This window comes from Pseudomonas piscis (genome assembly GCF_009380155.1).
Classification (GTDB): Bacteria; Pseudomonadota; Gammaproteobacteria; order Pseudomonadales; family Pseudomonadaceae; genus Aquipseudomonas; species Aquipseudomonas piscis.
In genome coordinates this window covers 1,454,123-1,474,993 of sequence record NZ_WHUV01000001.1, presented here as the reverse complement: position 1 = coordinate 1,474,993, position 20,871 = coordinate 1,454,123, and the positions used below count along the sequence as shown (strand labels likewise).

Here is a 20,871-nt window from a genome sequence, read left to right as displayed (position 1 = left end):
AATTAATCATTAAAATAATAAATGCCTCCCCCACGGGCGGAGGCACGCTTTAAGTGCGCCTGCTAAAACAATAAAAGCAAAACAAAAATAAACTAGGGAGCAAAGTATGTGTGGAATCACAGGCTGGGTTTCGTACGGCCAAGATTTGAGTCTTCAACGCCATGTTCTGCAAGACATGACCAACACTATGGCGCTACGCGGTCCTGATGCTGAAGGCCTCTGGATCAGCGGGCCCGTTGGTTTCGGCCACCGCCGCCTCTCGGTCATTGATCTAGAAGGTGGACGCCAACCAATGCTTGCCAAGGATAAGCGAGGGCAAGAAGCAGCAGTCATCACCTACAGCGGCGAAGTCTACAACTTCCAGGAGTTGCGTGCGGAGCTCCGGTCGCGCGGTCACCGCTTCCTGACGCTTAGCGACACCGAGGTGGTACTGACAGCCTATCTTGAATGGGGTGAAGCTTTTGTCGAGCATCTTAACGGCATCTATGCCTTCGCTATCTGGAATATCCACACCCAACAGTTGTTACTGGTTCGTGACCGTGCAGGCGTCAAACCACTGTTTTACTACCCAACCCGTGATGGTGTGATATTCGGTTCTGAACCCAAAGCACTGCTTGCCAACCCGCATGTACCACGCAGAGTCAAAGCCGATGGCCTGCGTGAGATTCTGGAAATGGTCAAAACACCAGGACATGCAATCTTTGAAGGCATGCGTGAAGTATTGCCCGGTGAATGGATACGAGTAACCCAGGAGGGGCTCACCGCTCGCCGCTATTGGCAATTGGAGGCTCGCGAGCACGAGCACGACCTTGACCAGACGATCAGCCACACGCGCGACCTGCTGGAAGACATCGTCGGTCGTCAGGTCGTCGCTGATGTTCCTCTGTGCAGCCTGTTGTCCGGTGGACTGGACTCTTCGATCATCACTGCGCTCGCATCGAAGAAGCTGCTACAAAGTGGAAAAGGCAACATTCGTTCTTTTTCCCTCGAATTTCGCGAACATGGACAAGACTTTGTCGCCAACAACTTCAACCTCACCCCCGACGCCCCTTTTGTCAAAGCCTTGGTGGAGCAGATCCACTCTACTCATGAAGAGGTCATTCTCGAGAGCGCGTTGATGGCCGACCCGCAACTCCATGCCAAGGTAGTCCGCGCACTGGACCTACCACCAGCATTCTGGGGCGACATGTGGCCTTCGCTTTACCGGCTCTTCGAGGAAGTACGCAAGCACTCCACCGTTGCCCTGTCGGGAGAGGCTGCCGACGAATTGTTTGGCGGATATCGCTGGTTCCACGATCCACAAGCCATCTCAGAAAACTTCTTCGGCTGGATGACTTCGGCAACAGGTAAGTACTTCGACGGCAAGGCCCTGCTCGCTCCCGATCTGGTCAAGAAACTCGACATACAGACCTTTCTTAAAGACAGCTACGCCCAGGCGATCAGTGAAGTTCCCGTTCTGCCAGGTGAAAGTGCCATAAATCAGCGTATGCGCCAGGAAACCTATGTGCACCTGACACGCTGCATGCAGATCATGCTGGACCGTAAAGACCGCATGAGCATGGCGGTGGGCCTGGAGGTTCGGGTGCCCTTCTGCGATCACCGACTTATTGACTATGCCTTCAATATTCCATGGGAAATGAAGGCCTTCGACGGTCGGGAAAAAAGCATTCTTCGTGCCGCCGCGAAGGACCTGCTACCCACCTCAATTCTTGACCGCGTCAAAAACCCCTACCCCGCGACCCAGGACCCCGCCTACGAGAAACAACTGAGGGCTTCCATGAAGCAAATCCTCGACGATCCGCACTCACCTGCCAAACCGCTGCTAGATACCAAGCTTATCCAACAGGTACTGAACACGGAAATCGGTACATCGTCTCCACGCCAGAACCGAATCGGCATGGAAATGGCCATTGGCCTAAACACCTGGCTGGACGAGTACGACGTCACTTTGGACATTTGATACCAAAGACAGGATCGCCTTCCCCGGACATCGATTTGTACCGGGACTCAGTTTCGATTTCCCCTTCAGGAGAGGGTTCATGGACGACAACCAAGTGTGGGCATTCAAACCTTACACCCGACAGACCATTCGCAACGCACCGCAATGGGCACACTTCTCAGCAGATCAGAAAGAAGTCATTGAGGTCGTCTCCCTGGTCATGCCATTTCGAGTCAATAACTACGTACTCGACGAGCTGATCGATTGGGACAACATCCCCGATGACCCCATCTACCGACTGACCTTTCCTCATCGCAACATGCTACGCGAGCATGAATACACAGCGCTGCGCGATTTGCTCGCAGCCGGTGCACCACAAGCGGATATAGATGCGCAGGTCAACACCATTCGCCAGAGGATGAACCCACACCCCGCCGGCCAAATGACTCACAACGTGCCTCGTCTGCATGGCAAACCCGTGCCCGGGATCCAGCACAAGTACCAGGAAACCGTACTGTTCTTCCCCAGTGCCGGGCAGACCTGCCACGCCTACTGTACCTTCTGTTTCCGCTGGCCACAGTTTGTCGGCATGGATGATCTGAAATTCAATGCCCGCAGCTCCGAGATGCTGGTCGAGTATCTGAAGCAACACCCCGAGGTCACCGATATCCTGATCACAGGTGGCGACCCTCTGATCATGAGCGCGCGAGCCTTGAAGGCTTACATCGAGCCGTTGCTGGTCGAGGAACTGGCCCATATCCAGAACATTCGCATTGGTACCAAGTCAGTGGCCTATTGGCCACAGCGGTTCATTAGCGACAAGGACTCCCAGGACCTGCTGGGGGTATTCAAAAGTGTCATCGCTTCCGGCCGAAACCTGGCAATCATGGGGCACTACAATCATCCACGCGAGATAAAGCATCCAATTGCACAGACTGCGGTACGCAACATCCTCGCCACCGGCGCAACCCTGCGTATCCAGGCCCCGCTGATTCGCCATGTGAACGAGTCTCCTAAGGACTGGGCTGAACTATGGAAAACTGGCGTGCAGTTAGGAGCGATTCCCTACTACATGTTCGTTGAGCGCGATACGGGCCCCAGTGAGTACTTCAACCTGCCATTGGCGCGTGCTTATGAAATTTTCACCCAGGCTTATCGCACCATCTCTGGCTTGGCCCGAACGGTGAGAGGACCGTCCATGAGCGCCTTTCCTGGCAAGGTCATGATTGACGGAATCACCGAAATCGCCGGGGAAAAGGTCTTCGTCCTGCAGTTCCTGCAGGCTCGTAATCCCCTCTGGGTTCGTCGCCCCTTCTTCGCCAAGTTCGACTCCAAAGCCACCTGGCTCGATGAACTGGTGCCGGCCTTTGGAGAGAAGCGCTTTTTCTTCGAACAACAGATTGCCGCCAACGACGCCGTGATACCGGTGGAGTTGATCGATGAAGACCAACTCCTGCTGGAAGTCACGGAATGAATCACCCGTCAGCTGATACCAACCTTCCCCGGTACGAAGTCTTCGCATTGCGCTACGCCACCCATGGCGAACGCCGTAGCGCAGAAAACTACCTGGGTGATGACCCACACGATGATATTTCCATGCCGCTGGATTTCTACGTATGGGTCATCCGCAACGAACAACGCACAATCCTGGTGGATACCGGATTCAGCGCTGAAATGGCCATGCGTCGTAAACGCAACTACCTGCACTCCCCAGTTCAGTTGCTGGAACGGCTGGATATCGAAGCCAGCGCGGTACAAGACATCATCATCACGCACATGCACTACGATCACGCCGGGAACATCGACGCATTTGCCAACGCCCGACTGCATATACAAGAAGCAGAGATGGCCTATTGCACAGGTCGATGCATGTGTCACGCCCCCTTGCGAAAACCCTTCGAAGCTCGCGATGTGGCTTCTGCCATCGAGCGCCTCTATGCCGGGCGGATGGTATTCGCCAACGGGGAGAAAAACATCGCCCCCGGCATCAGCGTGCACTTGCTGGGGGGGCACACTGCCGGCCTGCAAGTGGTCCGGGTCCACACTGCTCGCGGTTTCATCGTGCTGGCCAGCGATGCTGCGCATTACTGGGACAACCTGCGCTCACGTCGCCCATTCCCGATCGTGCTCAACGTGGCCGACATGCTCGAAGGTCATCAGCGCATCGAGGATTTGGCCGAAGGACCAAACCACATCATTCCTGGCCACGACCCGGCAGTACGCCTGAAGTTTCCAGCCTGGCGGAATGAACCGGACATCGTCGCCCTGCACGAACACCCCGCTTCCACCCCTGCACTTGGGGCGGCTCCCTGGGTAAATGAATGAGCGGGCTCATAGCAGCCGGCCACCGAACCTGGAGGTTCGAATAATGCAGCCAGTGAAAGTAGCGATCATAGGCATGGGGCCAAGAGGCCTGACTGTGCTGGAAAGGATGCTGGAAAATGCCTCAACGTTACCGACAGGGGTACGGCTACAGGTTGAGATGTTCGACCCCCGCCCCCTCGGCGAGGGGGCTCATGACTCACTGCAACCCGATCACCTGTTGATCAATACCGTGTCGTCTCAGGTCACGATGTTCGCTCCATTGAGCATCGCTGGAGCAGAACAGGAACTGTCTCTCGTAGAGTGGGCGCGTCAGCAAGGCTATCGCCGGATAGGAGCACTGTACTGCCGGGCGCACGCCGATGCTGGCGAGCCCATTACCGATGCAGATCATCTACCACGCAGCCTGCTGGGCGAGTATCTGTCATGGTTCTACAACCATCTTGCCCGGCAGATGCCTTCAAACATCACACTTGTGGCGAGGCCGCATCACGTTATCGATTTGATCCCCAGGGAGCGGGGCTACGATGTGATCCTGAAAGAAGGTGAAACCTGTACGGTGGACTACGCCGTAATCACCACAGGACACGGCAATCGTCAGCCAACTGATCAGGACCTGGAGTTTTCGGCGTTTGCTAAACAGCAAGTCGTCAAAAACCGATACCTGGACTACTTTCCCACCCCTTATCCCGCACAATGCCTGGATCGTATCCCTGCTCTTGCAACCGTCGCTATCCAGGGCTTCGGCTTGACAGCACACGATGTGATTTCATCTCTGACCCTTGGACGAGGTGGGCGATACATCGAACACGAAGGGGGACTCAAGTACGTTGCATCCGGCGAAGAACCCGCCTTACTACTATTTTCGCGCAACTGCTTGCCATTTGCCGCACGGGGAATCAACCAGAAAGGCCTGACTGGCAAGCATATCGGCCAGTTCTTTACCCCAGCCGCCATGTCGAGCCGACGCGAAGAGGTGCTGTCCAGCACTGGCAATCCACAACTGGACTTTCGCCTTGACGTGCTGCCACTGGTAATCAAGGAAATGGCCTATGCCTATCGAATAGCCGCAACAGGCCAACCGGTCGCTACTGAGGGATTCAACCCCACCTCGCAAGAGCTGGCAGCGATCAACGCGATCCTATGGCCGCTAAATGGTCAATCGTTCGCGAGCCAGGAAGATTTCGGGCTCTTTTTTGAATCGCTGGTTCGCGAAGATCTTGAACAAGCCCTGAAGGGCAACACCGATAGCCCGGTAAAAGCAGCCACCGACGTGCTCAGAGATACTCGCGAAGCCTTGCGCACGGCTATCGAATACAGCGGCCTTACGCCCTCTTCCCACAAGTACTTCGTGGAGCATTTCAATCCTATAACGAACCGCGTCTCCTTCGGCCCTCCCAGACGGCGCGCCTTCGAGTACCTGGCATTGCGCGAAGCGGGATTGATCGACATTGCTGGAGGTCCTGGGGCACAAGTGCTCATGGATCATGACTGCGCCAGATTCCGGATCGACACCCAGTACGCCGAATATACCGAACAACGCCATGCCGACGTGCTGGTGATCGCGCGACTGGACACTTATTCCCCCTTGAGCGACGGATCCGAACTAACCAAAAACCTCATGACTCACGGACTGATTCAGCCCTATCGCAACGGCGAGTATCATCCAGGAGGCATCGACATAGATGAAAACCTGCATCCCGTAAATCGGCATGGCAAACCAGAAAAACGCCTGTGGGCCATCGGATATCCCGTCGAAGGCGCCCATTTCTATACTCACGCACTGCCTCGACCCGCAATAGCCTCACGCCAAACCCTTGATGCACAACGTTGCGTCCAGGGATTGTGGGAGTCAATCAGCGAACGCCAAGTACTTGCCATCCAGGCATCGGCCAATGATGACTCCAACATACCTACCACCCTGCGCTCAGGGGGAAGGTCTTGATCAAGCTACATGGTTTCCGTCGCTCATCAGCAACCTACCGGGTTCGTATCGCCCTGAATCTCAAGGCGCTTGAGTATGTATCAATAGAACATGACCTCACCCGGGGTGAACATCGCTTGCCTGATTACCTGCACCTTAACCCTCAAGGGCTGGTCCCAGCCCTGGAAACAGACGGAGTGGTACTAACGCAATCGCAGGCAATTATTGAGTATCTGGACGAGGTCTACCCGAATGCGCCGCTGTTACCAGCAGATCACCAAGGAAGGGCACGAGTCAGAGCGCTGTATCAGCTGATTGCGGCAGATACTCATCATGTCACCAGCATGCGCGCAGGAATCTACCTACGCACGCAACTAGATGCGGATGAACAAAGTGTCCGGGAGTGGCAGCACCACTGGCTTCGAGAGAGCTTCACTGCCGTTGAGACATGGCTGCTCAACGGTCCGCCTGGTCGATTCGCCCATGGCAACCAACCGACGCTCGCCGACATTGCTCTGATTCCACAGGCTTACGCAGCCCAACGCCTGGAGTTGAAGCTCACTCCATGGCCGAATCTGCTCAGAGTCGTCGAAAACAGTCTAGCTGAGCCCGCATTTGCCCGAGCTCACCCAGAAAGCCTGCATGAAGGGACTTCCTGACGTCTGCCTGATCATTTTTGCAACACCTGGCTACACCACGCTTTATCTACAAATATAACCAGCAAGGAGAGTGGAAGATGGGTCTCAATACATACTTTGATCGCAAGCACCTGGAAGCACACTACGCAACGACAGAAGACTACAAGCAGCGATCCGAGTCTTGGGAAACACTGGCCAAACACCCAATCAGCCAGTGGTATGCCGAACAGCTCAAAGAGCTGAAGTTCACCGAAGTACTGGATGCAGGTGCCGGCCTAGGTCGATTCAGCGATGCGGTCGCACGCTCTAAGAATGTCAACATCACGGCCATCGATATCTCCCCCGAAATGGTGCGGGCGACCCGTGAACGAGTGGAAGCCCTGCCAGGCAACCATCGTTTCATTCAATCGTCCATCGAAGAAGCTCCATTCGAAAAGGAGAGCTTTGACCTGATCCTGGCCAATCTTGTCCTGCATCACGTACCAGACATCAAGGTCGCATTCGAAAAACTTGCCACACTGGTAAAACCGGGTGGGCATATCTCTCTGCTGACAGCCGACTTCGATTGGATGAACGAGCTGAATCGGCTACAGGACCATGCCCTAGTCAAATTGGGTTTTCCATTCGACGGTCCAGCCTTAATCGGCCCGGGCACCAATAGCTTCTGCGATGCCAACATCATGAGATTCGCCCCAGCATCCCTGACGCTCGTCAAAAAACCCTGGTTCGATGGCACCATGGTCTTCCCGGACGAAGAAGCCGTACTGAACTTCTACACACGCACGTTGCGCTACAAGAATATCGCTCAGCAAATCGGCGATGACTCCCTCAAGGACACCGCCCATGAACTGATTAAGAAGTACTGCCTGCAAGACGGAGAGTTGAAAGTATCGAGCAGCGTCTACCAGTACGTATTCAAGAAGATCTGATAAGTTGAGTCGAGCCTGATACTGCAGCGATGATCACACCAACCGGCGTGGTCATTGCTTCATAATGGTCGTCATGGACATATCGACAATAGCCGTCAAGCGGGCCTCGTCGTGCACCACCTTACCGAAGACACGCAGCCCCTGAATCATGCAGAGCAGAAAGTCACCCACCGCTTTTTCATCCAGGGCTGAATTGAAAACCCCTTCAGCTTGACCACGAATGACAGCAGCAGTCAACAAGGTCAAGGTTCGGCTTATGAACGACTCTATCCGCGAGTATAACTGCGTATCTTCCGGCATCATTTCCAAAGTAGTGTTGACGATGAAGCAGCCGTCCAAGCCTTCCAGGGCAGAAGCAGAACGAGTGTAGTGCATGAGCGCTGCGCGTAGTGAGCAATCAGCCGACTCGCTGGAGTTGAGTCGAGCAGCCAACTGCGCAATAGAACCATCACTGTAATGTTCGATGGCCGCCAGCAACATCCCATGCTTATCGCCAAATGCACCATACAGGCTGCCACGCATCAAGCCCGTCGCTTTGCAAATCTCGTCCAATGAGGTGCCACGATACCCGCGCGCCCAAAAAACATTGGCCACAACCTCGGAAATAGCACCAACATCAAACTCTCGAGGGCGTCCGCGCACCGGAGCAGTGGCGTTCTTTTTGGAGGGATCAGTATTAGACATGCAGCAATAATACATCGACTGAGCCACAGGAAGGCAAAAAAATGCCCCGTATCGCATCCGACACGGAGCACATTTACCTATCGACAAACCATCGCCAGGCGAAGACTCAGGCCAAAGCCTCGCTGGGCTTGCCCAACAGGCGATCGCAGACCACGGCCAGGGCCAGGACGATCACCGAAGGCACCAGCCAGGCCAGGCCCTGCTCGCTGAGTGGCAGGTGGGACAGCTGGCTGGGGATGAGACCGGCAAACGCGGTGCCCTTGATCGCATCGATCAGGCCGAAGATGAACGATACCAGCATCACCGGACCAACGATGCGGCGCTGATCCTGCCAGAAGTCCTTGCAGAAGCTCAGGGCCACCAGGACGATGCATGGTGGATAGATGGCGGTCAGCACAGGGATCGAGAACGCGATCAGCTTGGTCAGGCCCAGGTTCGACACCACCAGCGAGAAGCCCGCGAGGATCACTACCAGGGTCTTGTAGGACAGCGGCAAGACCCGGCTGAAATACTCCGCACAGGCGCAAGTCAGGCCTACGGCGGTCACCAGGCAAGCCAGTGAGATCAGTACCGCGAGGAAACCACTGCCCAGGGAGCCGAAGGTGTGCTGCACGTAGGCATGCAGCACTGCCGCGCCGTTGGTCGCACCGACAGCCACTTCATGGCTACCGGAGCCCAGGCGGAACAGGCTGACGTAGACCAGCGCCAGGCCGACACCGGCGACCAGGCCGGCGATCACCGCGTAACGGGTGATCAACTGCGGCGACTCCACCCCACGGGAACGGATGGCGTTGACGATGACGATGCCGAACACCAGCGCGCCCAGGGTATCCATGGTCAGGTAGCCATTGATGAAACCTTGGGAGAACGGCGCCGCCACGTATTCCGGAGTGGCCTGGCCGATGTCACCAGCCGGCAGGGCGAAGGCTGCGATGCCCAGGACCGCCAGGGCGATGATCTTCAGCGGAGCCAGGAAACGCCCGACGGTATCCAGCAGGCGGCCAGGGTACAGGGAGATGAAGAACACCAGCAGGAAGTAGGCGGTGCTGTAGAGCGCCAGCGCCAGCGGGCTTTCGCCAGTCAGCGGGGCCAAGCCTACTTCAAAGGATACGGTGGCCGTGCGCGGGGTGGCGAACAGCGGGCCCACTGCCAGGTAGCTCACTGCAGCCAACAGGCCGCCGGCAACCTTGCCGATGGGGCTGCTCAGGGAGTCCATGGCGCCACCGACCTTGGCCAGGGCCACCACGGTGATCACTGGCAGGCCGACCGCGGTGATCAGAAAGCCCAGCGCCGCCATCCAGACATGGGGTCCGGACTGCAAGCCGACGATAGGCGGGAAGATGATGTTGCCTGCCCCGACGAAGAGGGCAAAGGTCATGAATCCGAGCGCCAGGATGTCCTGGCCTTTCAACACTTTCATTAAGGAAATACCACACTACTGAATCGGAATTTAGAGAGGGATTTCCCTTTGGGGTGAGGGAAATGCTGTCAATCCGTATAAGACTGACCCGTTTAGCGTGCCGCAGCCTTGTGGGTAGCAGACACATCAAAGAGGCGGCTAGCGTAACGAATCTGTAAGACGAACGCACCGCCACGGTGCGAATTTTCTTATATGCGACATGTCAAATGTCGCTTTTTTGAAACTATATTTCCGCGGGTATTAATCCCCTCCTCGCTCCAGCTCTGGACCTGGGCTGCTTGCGGCTCGCAGAAAGGACAAAGGCCACCCGAAGGTGGCCTTTGTCAGCAGGGCTGCAAGCTAAGCGCGGGGCTTACTTGACAGTCCAGCCAGTCAGCTCGGCCAGGGCCTTGCCGATGTCTGCCAGCGAACGCACGGTTTTCACGCCAGCGTCTTGCAGGGCAGCGAACTTCTCATCCGCAGTACCTTTGCCGCCGGAGATGATTGCACCTGCGTGGCCCATGCGCTTACCCGGAGGAGCAGTCACACCAGCGATGTAGGAAACAACCGGCTTGGTCACGTTGGCCTTGATGTAGGCAGCTGCTTCTTCTTCAGCCGAACCGCCGATCTCGCCGATCATCACGATCGCCTCGGTCTTCGGGTCTTCCTGGAACAGCTTCAGGATGTCGATGAAGTTGGAGCCTGGGATCGGGTCACCACCGATGCCGACGCAGGTGGACTGGCCGAAACCGGCGTCAGTGGTCTGCTTGACGGCTTCATAGGTCAGGGTGCCGGAACGGGAAACGATACCGACTTTGCCTGGCAAGTGAATGTGACCTGGCATGATGCCGATCTTGCATTCGCCCGGAGTGATCACGCCTGGGCAGTTAGGGCCGATCAGGGTCACGCCCAGCTCGTCGCACTTAACTTTAGCGTCCAGCATGTCCAGGGTAGGAATGCCTTCGGTGATGCAGACGATCAGCTTGATGCCGCCGAAAGCCGCTTCCAGGATCGAGTCCTTGCAGAAAGGAGCTGGAACGTAGATCACGCTGGCGGTGGCGCCAGTGGCAGCTACAGCGTCTTTGACGGTGTTGAACACTGGCAGGCCCAGGTGCTCGGTGCCGCCTTTGCCTGGAGTTACGCCACCCACCATCTGGGTGCCGTATTCGATGGCTTGCTGAGTGTGGAAGCTACCCTGCGAACCGGTGATACCTTGGCAGATAACCTTGGTGTCTTTATTGATCAGGACGCTCATTATTTGCCCTCCGCAGCTTTGACAACTTGTTGAGCAGCGTCGGTCAGGCTGGTAGCAGCGATGATGTTCAGACCGCTTTCTGCCAGTACTTTAGCGCCCAGTTCAGCGTTGTTGCCTTCGAGGCGAACAACAACCGGGATTTTCACGCCGACTTCTTTCACGGCGCCGATGATGCCTTCGGCAATCATGTCGCAGCGAACGATGCCGCCGAAGATGTTGACCAGTACTGCAGCGACGTTGGCGTCGGACAGGATGATCTTGAAGGCTTCGGTCACGCGCTCTTTGGTAGCACCACCACCTACGTCGAGGAAGTTGGCTGGCTTGCCGCCGTGCAGGTTGACGATGTCCATGGTACCCATGGCCAGGCCAGCACCGTTGACCATGCAACCGATGTTGCCGTCCAGGGCTACGTAGTTCAGTTCGAACTTGGCAGCGTGAGCTTCGCGCGGATCGTCCTGGGACGGATCGTGGAAGGTCTTCAGCTTAGGCTGGCGGTACATGGCGTTGGCGTCGATGTTGATCTTCGCGTCCAGGCAGTGCAGATCGCCGTCGGCCTTGATTACCAGTGGGTTCACTTCCAGCAGGGCCAGATCGTGATCCTGGAACAGTTTGGCCAGACCTACGAAGATCTTGGCGAACTGGGCAACTTGCTTGCCTTCCAGGCCCAGTTGGAATGCCAGCTCGCGACCCTGGAATGGCTGAGCGCCAACCAGTGGATCGATAGTGGCCTTGAGAATTTTTTCTGGAGTGTCGTGAGCGATCTTCTCGATGTCCACGCCACCTTCGGTGGAAGCCATGAACACGATACGACGGCTGGAACGGTCAACGACAGCGCCCAGGTACAGCTCTTTAGCGATATCAGTGCACGATTCAACCAGGATCTTGGTGACAGGCTGGCCATTGGCGTCAGTCTGATAGGTCACCAGACGCTTGCCCAGCCACTGCTGTGCGAATGCCTTGGCGTCTTCCTTGTTGCGAACCAGCTTGACGCCGCCCGCTTTACCGCGACCACCGGCGTGAACCTGGGCTTTGACAACCCACTCGGAGCCGCCAATCTTGTCGCAAGCTTCTGCTGCTTCTTCCGGGGTGTCTACCGCGTAGCCTTTGGATACTGGCAGGCCGTATTCAGCGAACAGCTGCTTACCCTGATACTCGTGAAGATTCATGCTTTTTACCGTCTTCGTTAGGTACTGCGCATTCGGCGCTGCACTCCAGATGAGTGCCGCACCACCTGTGACCGCTACTCTCAAACCAGCGCCACACCTGGGTTCCGGAGCCTGGGCCCCGGTCCAGTGTGTGGCGCTACCCTGAGAGGTCGAGTCCAGCGGATATTCCGCGGTGAGTCTTGCGCGCAAGGCTCACGACGGGCCAACCGCCGTGGTTTCTTATTATTGCTTAGCGTTTCTTGCGGTTGGCAATGTGGATGGCGGTGCCATTCACAGCCAGGGCTGCTTCGTGCAGGGCTTCGGACAGGGTCGGATGGGAGAAAACCATCATGCCCAGGTCTTCGGCGCTGGTGCCGAATTCCATACCGATCGCACCTTGCTGAACCAGTTCCGCAGCGCTTGGGCCAATCACGTGGACGCCCAATACGCGATCAGTCTTGGCATCGGCGATGACCTTGACGAAACCGCCGGTGTCGTTGGCTGCCATGGCACGGCCGCTGGCGGCAAACGGGAAGGTGCCGACGTTAACTTCTACGCCTTCAGCTTTCAAGGCCTGCTCGGTTTTACCGACCCACGCGATTTCCGGGTGAGTATAGATAACCGACGGGATCAGGTCGTAGTTCATCTGAGCCTTGTGGCCCTTGATGCGCTCGGCAACCATGATGCCCTCTTCCGAGGCCTTGTGCGCCAGCATCATGCCGCGAACCACGTCACCGATGGCGTACACGCCCGGTACGGTGGTGGCGCAGTGATCGTCAACGTGCACGAAACCGCGCTCGTCCAGGGTCACGCCGCAGTCGGCAGCCAGCAGATCAGTGGTCACCGGACGACGACCAACGGCAACGATCAGCTTGTCGAAGGTGATGTTCTGCTCACCATTGGCGTCGGTGTAGGTCACCGCGACTTCTTCGCCATTGACCTTGGAGCCGGTCACGCGAGCGCCCAGCTTGATGTCCAGGCCTTGCTTGGTCAGGGTCTTCAGCGCTTCCTTGGAAACCGCGGTATCAGCGGCCATCAGGAAGGTGTCCAGGGCTTCCAGGACGGTCACTTGCGCGCCCAGGCGCGACCAGACCGAACCCAGTTCCAGACCGATGACGCCAGCGCCGATCACGCCCAGACGCTTGGGCACTGCCTGGAATTCCAGGGCGCCGGTGGAGTCCACGATCACGTTCTGGTCGACCGGAGCCGGCGGAATGTCGATCGGACGCGAACCTGGAGCCAGGATCACGTTTTCGGCTTCGATCACTTCGACCGAACCGTCAGGCTTGGTGACTTCGACTTTCTTGCCGGCCAGCAGCTTGCCGTGGCCCTGGATCGAAGTGACGCCGTTGGCCTTGAACAGGGTGGCGACACCGCTGGTCAGGCCTTTGACGATGTTGGCCTTGCGACCGACCATGGCCGGTACGTCCATGCTCACGCCGGAGTGGCTGATACCGTGGATGGCAAAGCCGTCCTGGGCTTCGTGGAATTTCCAGGAACTGTCCAGCAGAGCCTTGGAAGGAATGCAACCGACGTTCAGGCAAGTACCGCCGAGGGCCAGCTTGCCCTCCTTGTCGGTGTACTTCTCGATGCAGGCAGTCGTCAGACCAAGCTGTGCGGCCTTGATGGCGGCAACGTAACCGCCTGGGCCCGCACCAATCACTACCACGTCGAATTTCTGAGTCATAAAAGGTTCCTTTTAACGGCAAGCTAGAAGCTGCAAGCCACAAGTTCCAAACCACCGCCCAAGGGGCTAGTGGCTTGGCGCTTGCAGCCTGCAACTGCTTTTTAGATGTCCAGGAGCAGACGCGCCGGATCTTCCAGCAGGTTCTTGATGGTCACCAGGAACGACACGGCTTCTTTACCGTCGATCAGGCGGTGATCGTAGGACAGTGCCAGGTACATCATCGGGCGAATGACCACTTGGCCGTTGATCGCCATAGGACGCTGGATGATGTTGTGCATGCCCAGGATGGCCGCTTGCGGCGGGTTGACGATCGGGGTCGACATCATCGAACCGAAGGTACCACCGTTGGTGATGGTGAAAGTACCGCCAGTCATCTCTTCCATCGACAGCTTGCCGTCGCGAGCCTTCTTGCCGAAGGTGGCGATGCCGTTCTCGATCTCGGCCAGGCTCATCAGCTCGGCGTTGCGCAGCACCGGTACCACCAGGCCACGATCGCTGGAAACGGCGACGCCGATGTCCGAGTAACCGTGGTAGACGATGTCCGCACCGTCGATCGACGCGTTGACCGCCGGGAAGCGTTTCAGGGCTTCGGTGGCAGCTTTCACGAAGAAGGACATGAAGCCCAGGCGCACGCCGTTATGGGTCTTCTCGAACAGGTCCTTGTACTTCGAACGCAGGGCCATGACTTCGGTCATGTCGACTTCGTTGAAGGTGGTCAGCATCGCCATGTTCGACTGGGCTTCGACCAGACGCTCGGCAACCTTGGCACGCAGGCGGGTCATAGGCACGCGCTTCTCGACGCGATCGCCGGCAGCGAAGACCGGAGCAGCAGCGGCCGGAGCCGGAGCCTTGGCAGGCGCGGCAGCCGGAGCGGCTTTCTTGGCGGCGATGGCAGCCACCACGTCTTCCTTGGTCACACGACCGCCCTTGCCGGTGCCGGCAACGGAAGCGATGTTGATGCCGTTTTCTTCAGCCAGCTTGCGCGCAGCAGGTGCGGCGATTGGATCGTCTTCGCCTTCGGCAGCAGCCGGGGCAGCGGCAGCGGCGGCAGGAGCAGCTGCTGCGGCTGGAGCTGCGGCAGCAGCACCCTCGACGATGGAGCCCAGGACTTCGTCGGACAGAACGGTGTCGCCTTCGTTCTTGACGATAGCGCCCAGCACGCCGTCGGCGGTAGCCAGCACTTCCAGTACGACTTTGTCGGTCTCGATGTCGACGATCAGCTCGTCACGCTTGACGGCGTCGCCCGGTTGCTTGTGCCAGGTGGCAACGGTGCCATCGGCAACCGATTCCGGGAAAGTGGGGGCTTTGATCTCGATAGCCATTATCTGTGGTTCCTTAAATTCGGTTTCAGGTGCGCGAAGGCGTTAAACGGTAAACGCGTCTTGCAGCAGTTTTTCCTGCTGCTCAGCGTGCATCGATGCGTAACCACATGCTGGAGCAGCAGAAGCCTCACGGCCCGCGTACTCGAGTACGAGAGACTTGTTGAGGTTGCTGATGCTGCGACGCAGGTGGTGCTGGCTGCAGTACCAGGCGCCCTGGTTCATCGGCTCTTCCTGGCACCAGACGGCCGCTTTGGCATTGGTGTAGGGAGCCAGGACTTCTTTCAAGTCGTCCTCAGGGAATGGGTACAGCTGCTCGATACGCACGATGGCGATATCTTCGCGGCCTTCGGCACGGCGTTTTTCCAGCAGGTCGTAGTAGACCTTGCCGCTGCACAGAACCACGCGCTCGACCTTCTTCGGATCCAGAGCATCGATTTCCGGGATAACGGTCTGGAACGAACCTTCAGCCAGATCTTCCAGGGTCGAGATGGCCAGCTTGTGGCGCAGCAGCGACTTCGGAGTCAGGACCACCAGCGGCTTGCGCAGCGGACGGATCACCTGACGGCGCAGCAAATGGTAGATCTGTGCCGGCGTGGTCGGCATGCACACCTGGATGTTGTGCTCGGCGCACAACTGCAGGTAACGCTCGAGGCGTGCCGAAGAGTGCTCTGGACCTTGCCCTTCATAGCCATGCGGCAGCAGCATGGTCAGGCCGCACAGGCGACCCCACTTGTGCTCGCCACTGGTGATGAACTGGTCGATCACCACCTGGGCACCGTTGGCGAAGTCGCCGAACTGGGCTTCCCAGATCACCAGCGCATTCGGCGTGGTGGTCGAGTAGCCGTATTCGAACGCCAGCACGGCCTCTTCCGACAGGAACGAGTCGTACAGGTCGAAACGCGGCTGACCTTCGAACAGATGCTTGAGCGGCACGTAGGTGCTGGCATCTTTCTGGTTGTGCAGGACCGCATGGCGGTGCGAGAACGTACCGCGGCCGATGTCCTGGCCGGTCATGCGGATCGGGTGGCCTTCGAACAACAGGGTGGCGTAGGCCATAGTCTCGGCATAACCCCAGTTGATCGGCAGGCCACCGGCTTGCATCTTCTGGCGATCTTCGTAGATCTTCGAGACCTGACGCTGGACCACGAAGCTATCAGGCACTTCCAGCAGCTTGGCGGACAGTTCCTGCAGGGTCTTCAGGTCGAAGCGAGTGTCATGACGCGCGGTCCAGGTGTGGCCCAGGTATGGACGCCAGTCCACGAACAATTCCTTGTTCGGTTCCTTGACCAGGCTCTTGACCACATGCAGGCCGTTGTCCAGCGCATTGCGATACTCGTCGACCTTGGCCTGGACGCGCTCGGCATCGAGCACGCCGCCCTGGGTCAAGCGCTCGGCATACAGCTCGCGAGTGGTGCGCTGCTTGGTGATCTGCTGGTACATCAGCGGCTGGGTGCCGCTTGGCTCGTCGGCCTCGTTGTGGCCACGGCGGCGGTAGCAGACCAGGTCGATGACCACGTCACGCTTGAACTGCATGCGGTAGTCGATGGCCAGCTGGGTGACAAACAGCACGGCTTCCGGATCATCGCCATTCACATGGAGGATCGGCGCCTGGATCATCTTCGCAACGTCGGTGGCGTACTCGGTGGAACGCGAATCCAGCGGGTTGCTGATGGTGAAACCAACCTGGTTGTTGACCACGATATGCACGGTACCGCCGGTCTTGAAACCGCGGGTCTGCGACATCTGGAAAGTTTCCAGGACCACGCCCTGACCGGCGAATGCCGCGTCACCGTGGATGGAGATCGGCAGGACCTTGTCGCCGCTCGAATCGTTGCGGCGGTCCTGACGGGCACGTACCGAACCCTCGACCACCGGGGAAACGATTTCCAGGTGGGATGGGTTGAAGGCCATGGCCAGGTGCACTTCGCCACCGGAAGTCATCACGTTGGAGGAGAAGCCCTGGTGATACTTCACGTCACCGGAACCCAACTCGACCTTCTTCTTGCCTTCGAACTCGTCGAACAGCTCGCGCGGGTTCTTGCCGAAGGTGTTGACCAGCACGTTCAGGCGGCCACGGTGGGCCATGCCGATCACGACTTCCTTGGTGCCGTAGGAGCCGGAGCGCTGGATCAGCTCGTCGAGCATCGGGATCAGGCTTTCGCCGCCTTCCAGGCCGAAGCGCTTGGTGCCCGGGTATTTGGTGCCCAGGTACTTCTCCAGGCCTTCCGCCGCGGTTACGCGCTCGAGCAGGTGGCTCTTGATATCAGCCGAATAGGCTGGGCGGCCACGTACGCTTTCCAGACGTTGCTGGAACCAGTGGCGCTGCTCGGAATCGGTGATGTGCGTAAATTCAGCGCCGATGGTGCGGCAATATGTCTGCTGCAACGCTTCGTGAATTTCGCGTAGGCTCGCTTCCTCTTTGCCGATGAACAGGTCGCCGGCACGGAAGGTCGTATCAAGATCGGCATTGGTCAAGCCGTAATGATTGATCGACAGGTCTGCAGGTGCAGGACGCTGCCACAGTCCCAGCGGGTCCAGCTGGGATGCCTGGTGGCCACGCATCCGATAGGCCTGGATCAATCGCAGCACTTCAACTTGCTTCTTCTCGTGCTCACTGCTCACGCTCCCGGCGGAAACCGGTTGGGCGCGGCGCTGGTTCTTTGCCAGCAAGACGAAATGATCGCGGATCGTCGAGTGCGAAACATCGATGGCAGTGTTGCCGTCGGTAGGCAACTTATCAAAGTAAGTGCGCCACTCTTCTGGCACAGCGTTAGGGTCGTGCAGGTAGAGCTCGTAGAGCTCTTCCACATATGCAGCGTTGCTACCGGATAGGTAGGCGCTGTTCCACATGCGCTGCATCACGCTTTCTTGCATGCTTGGTCACCCTCGGTTAGGGGAACACCACCGGCGACGACACCGAGCAAGCTTGCAGAAGTCCGAATGCAGCGACCAAAACAAGCCACTTAGGATCACGCTGATAGTCCGGGTACCAGCCCGGATGCCCCTGCTTGTCTCATTTCTTCAAAATATAGAGCAGCCACTTCGTGAGCTGCTGCTCAGGTTAGAGCCAGGACGCGGGTTGAAGCCCGCGCCTCGGCTTTTACGGTACAGCGGTCCTACGGGTACAACAGCTGAATCACACGCCGCTCTGCAGCAGCATGTTACGAATGTGACCGATGGCCTTAGTCGGGTTCAGGCCTTTCGGACAAACGTTGACGCAGTTCATGATGCCACGGCAGCGGAATACGCTGAACGGGTCATCCAGCGAAGCCAGGCGCTCGGAAGTCTTGGTGTCGCGGCTGTCTGCCAGGAAGCGATAGGCTTGCAGCAGAGCGGCTGGACCCAGGAACTTGTCCGGGTTCCACCAGAAGGATGGGCAAGAGGTCGAGCAGCAGGCGCACAGGATGCACTCGTACAGACCGTCGAGCTTCTCACGTTCTTCCGGCGACTGCAGACGCTCGATGGCCGGAGCCGGAGTATCGTTCTGCAGGAATGGCTTCACCTTCTCGTATTGCTTGTAGAAGATGCTCATATCGACGACCAGGTCACGGATAACCGGCAGGCCTGGCAGAGGGCGGATGACCAGCTTGTTCTTCTTGACCACGGCGGACAGCGGCGTGATGCACGCCAGGCCGTTCTTGCCGTTGATGTTCATGCCGTCGGAACCGCAAACGCCTTCACGGCAGGAGCGACGGTAGGAGAAACCCTCGTCCTGCTCCTTGATCAGCGCCAGCACGTCCAGCACCATCAGGTCCTTGCCACCGGTATCGACCTGGAAAACCTGGGTTTTCGGGGCAGAGTCGGTGTCAGGGTTGTAACGATAAACTTCGACTTGCAACATGACTGCCACCCTTAGTAAGTCCGGACTTTAGGCTCGAAAGCCGGTACGGTTTTCGGCGAGAAGTTAACACCACGCTTGGCAACGCGCTTCTCACCCGGGAAGTACAGGGTGTGGCACAGCCAGTTTTCATCGTCGCGATCTTCGTAGTCTTCACGGGCGTGAGCTCCGCGGGACTCTTTACGCACTTCAGCGGCGATGGCGGTGGCTTCAGCCACTTCCAGCAGGTTTTGCAGTTCCAGAGCTTCGATACGGGCAGTATTGAACGCCATGGATTTGTCGTTGATCTTGACGTTGGCGATGCGCTCACGCAGGTCGGCCAACTGGGCAATACCCTTCTGCATGTATTCGCCGGTACGGAATACACCGAAGTAGTTCTGCATGCAGCTCTGCAGTTCGCGACGCAGGCTGGCGACGTCTTCGCCGGTGGTACGCTCGTTGAGCTTGGCCAGGCGGCTCAGGGCAACGTCCACATCGGTATCGCTGGCATCGCGGTATTCGATACCGTCGGTCAGCGCTTTCTCCAGGTGCAGGCCAGCCGCACGACCAAATACCACCAGATCCAGCAGCGAGTTGCCGCCCAGGCGGTTGGCACCGTGTACCGATACGCAAGCCACTTCACCCACTGCGAACAGGCCAGGGATGATGGTGTCTTCGCCAGCGGCGTTCTGGGTGATGGCCTGGCCATGGATGTTGGTGGCAACGCCGCCCATCATGTAGTGGCAGGTAGGCACGACCGGAACCGGAGCGACTACAGGGTCGACGTGGGCGAAGGTCTTGGACAGCTCGCAGATACCTGGCAGGCGGCTGTGCAGCACTTCCTCGCCCAGGTGGTCCAGCTTGAGCATCACGTGGTCGCCGTTAGGACCACAACCGTTGCCAGCGATGATTTCCTTGACCATGGAGCGTGCCACTACGTCGCGGCCAGCCAGGTCCTTGGCGTTCGGAGCATAACGCTCCATGAAGCGCTCGCCGTGCTTGTTGATCAGGTAGCCACCTTCGCCGCGGCAACCCTCGGTAACCAGAACACCAGCGCCGGCGATACCGGTCGGGTGGAACTGCCACATCTCGATGTCCTGCACCGGAACGCCGGCACGCAGGGCCATGCCCACGCCGTCGCCGGTGTTGATCAGGGCGTTGGTGGTCGAGGCGTAGATACGACCCGCACCGCCAGTGGCCAGAACGGTGGCCTTGGACTTGATGTACAGGGTTTCGCCGGTTTCGATGCAGATCGCGATCACACCAACGAACGCGCCATCCTGGTTCTTCACCAGGTCAACTGCGTAGTACTCGTTGAGGAAAGTGGTGCCGGCCTTCAGGTTGCCCTGGTACAGGGTGTGCAGCAGCGCGTGACCGGTACGGTCGGAAGCGGCACAGGTACGGGCGGCCTGGCCACCTTTACCGAAGTCCTTGGACTGGCCGCCGAACGGACGCTGGTAGATACGACCAGTTTCGGTACGGGAGAACGGCAGGCCCATGTGATCCAGCTCGAAGACCGCGGCCGGGCCTTCCTGACACATGTATTCGATAGCGTCCTGGTCACCGATGTAGTCGGAACCCTTGACGGTATCGTACATGTGCCAGCGCCAGTCATCGTTCGGGTCGGCCGAAGCGATGGCGCAGGTGATGCCACCCTGGGCGGATACAGTGTGCGAGCGGGTCGGGAAGACCTTGGTGACTACAGCAGTCTTGTGACCGCCCTGGGCCAACTGCAGTGCGGCACGCATGCCGGCGCCACCGCCGCCAATGATGATGGCGTCGAAAGAAATGGTTGGAATGTTAGCCATGA

Annotated in this window: 15 protein-coding genes; 6 read left to right on the top strand and 9 right to left on the bottom strand. The window is 58.1% G+C overall.

Translation table 11 applies throughout. The features are described 5' to 3' along the window. Nucleotides 1-106 precede the first annotated feature (106 nt). The 6 genes from asnB (at nt 107) to GDH07_RS06980 (ending at nt 7,752) form a co-directional block, all read left to right on the top strand. Entirely contained in the window at nt 107-1,960 is a 1,854-nt protein-coding gene (gene asnB, locus GDH07_RS07005) for an asparagine synthase (glutamine-hydrolyzing) (protein ID WP_152897005.1), read from the top strand. Between the two features lie 79 nt (nt 1,961-2,039). After that, complete coding sequence (locus tag GDH07_RS07000) at nt 2,040-3,413, top strand: KamA family radical SAM protein (protein WP_152897004.1); 1,374 nt, start codon at nt 2,040-2,042, stop codon at nt 3,411-3,413. Beyond that, nucleotides 3,410-4,264, top strand: coding sequence for an N-acyl homoserine lactonase family protein (locus tag GDH07_RS06995; protein ID WP_152897003.1), 855 nt, complete (start codon nt 3,410-3,412; stop codon nt 4,262-4,264). Before GDH07_RS07000 ends, GDH07_RS06995 begins: the two co-directional genes overlap by 4 nt. Before the next feature lie 43 nt (nt 4,265-4,307). Beyond that, entirely contained in the window at nt 4,308-6,206 is a 1,899-nt protein-coding gene (locus GDH07_RS06990) for an FAD/NAD(P)-binding protein (protein ID WP_152897002.1), read from the top strand. Next, the gene (gene maiA, locus GDH07_RS06985; RefSeq protein WP_152897001.1) at nt 6,203-6,844 is read left to right on the top strand and encodes a maleylacetoacetate isomerase; all 642 of its coding nucleotides are present in this window, start codon (nt 6,203-6,205) and stop codon (nt 6,842-6,844) included. The genes GDH07_RS06990 and maiA overlap by 4 nt, the downstream gene beginning before the upstream one ends. Before the next feature lie 77 nt (nt 6,845-6,921). Then, on the top strand, nt 6,922-7,752 hold the full coding sequence (locus tag GDH07_RS06980; protein WP_152897000.1) for a class I SAM-dependent methyltransferase: 831 nt from the start codon (nt 6,922-6,924) through the stop codon (nt 7,750-7,752). A 51-nt stretch (nt 7,753-7,803) separates the two neighbouring features. Here GDH07_RS06980 and GDH07_RS06975 read toward each other — a convergent pair whose 3' ends face one another. The 9 genes from GDH07_RS06975 to sdhA form a co-directional block, all read right to left on the bottom strand. Next, the gene (locus GDH07_RS06975) at nt 7,804-8,436 is read right to left on the bottom strand and encodes a TetR/AcrR family transcriptional regulator (protein WP_152896999.1); all 633 of its coding nucleotides are present in this window, start codon (nt 8,434-8,436) and stop codon (nt 7,804-7,806) included. Nucleotides 8,437-8,542: 106 nt separating this feature from the next. Continuing rightward, nucleotides 8,543-9,856, bottom strand: a complete 1,314-nt coding sequence (gene brnQ / locus GDH07_RS06970) for a branched-chain amino acid transport system II carrier protein (protein ID WP_031321214.1) — start codon at nt 9,854-9,856, stop codon at nt 8,543-8,545. A 352-nt stretch (nt 9,857-10,208) separates the two neighbouring features. Continuing rightward, on the bottom strand, nt 10,209-11,090 hold the full coding sequence (gene sucD / locus GDH07_RS06965) for a succinate--CoA ligase subunit alpha (protein WP_022643108.1): 882 nt from the start codon (nt 11,088-11,090) through the stop codon (nt 10,209-10,211). Further along, nucleotides 11,090-12,256, bottom strand: a complete 1,167-nt coding sequence (sucC, locus tag GDH07_RS06960; protein ID WP_022643107.1) for an ADP-forming succinate--CoA ligase subunit beta — start codon at nt 12,254-12,256, stop codon at nt 11,090-11,092. Before sucC ends, sucD begins: the two co-directional genes overlap by 1 nt. A 229-nt stretch (nt 12,257-12,485) precedes the next feature. Further along, nucleotides 12,486-13,922: a dihydrolipoyl dehydrogenase gene (gene lpdA, locus GDH07_RS06955; protein WP_053135009.1), complete on the bottom strand. Its 1,437-nt coding sequence runs from the start codon at nt 13,920-13,922 to the stop codon at nt 12,486-12,488. A gap of 101 nt (nt 13,923-14,023) precedes the next feature. Then, entirely contained in the window at nt 14,024-15,244 is a 1,221-nt protein-coding gene (gene odhB / locus GDH07_RS06950; RefSeq protein WP_152896998.1) for a 2-oxoglutarate dehydrogenase complex dihydrolipoyllysine-residue succinyltransferase, read from the bottom strand. A gap of 42 nt (nt 15,245-15,286) precedes the next feature. Then, nucleotides 15,287-18,118, bottom strand: coding sequence for a 2-oxoglutarate dehydrogenase E1 component (locus GDH07_RS06945; protein ID WP_031321213.1), 2,832 nt, complete (start codon nt 18,116-18,118; stop codon nt 15,287-15,289). A gap of 262 nt (nt 18,119-18,380) precedes the next feature. Beyond that, nucleotides 18,381-19,085, bottom strand: a complete 705-nt coding sequence (locus GDH07_RS06940; RefSeq protein WP_022643104.1) for a succinate dehydrogenase iron-sulfur subunit — start codon at nt 19,083-19,085, stop codon at nt 18,381-18,383. 11 nt (nt 19,086-19,096) lie between these two features. Beyond that, nucleotides 19,097-20,869, bottom strand: coding sequence for a succinate dehydrogenase flavoprotein subunit (gene sdhA / locus GDH07_RS06935; protein WP_022643103.1), 1,773 nt, complete (start codon nt 20,867-20,869; stop codon nt 19,097-19,099). Nucleotides 20,870-20,871 lie beyond the last annotated feature (2 nt).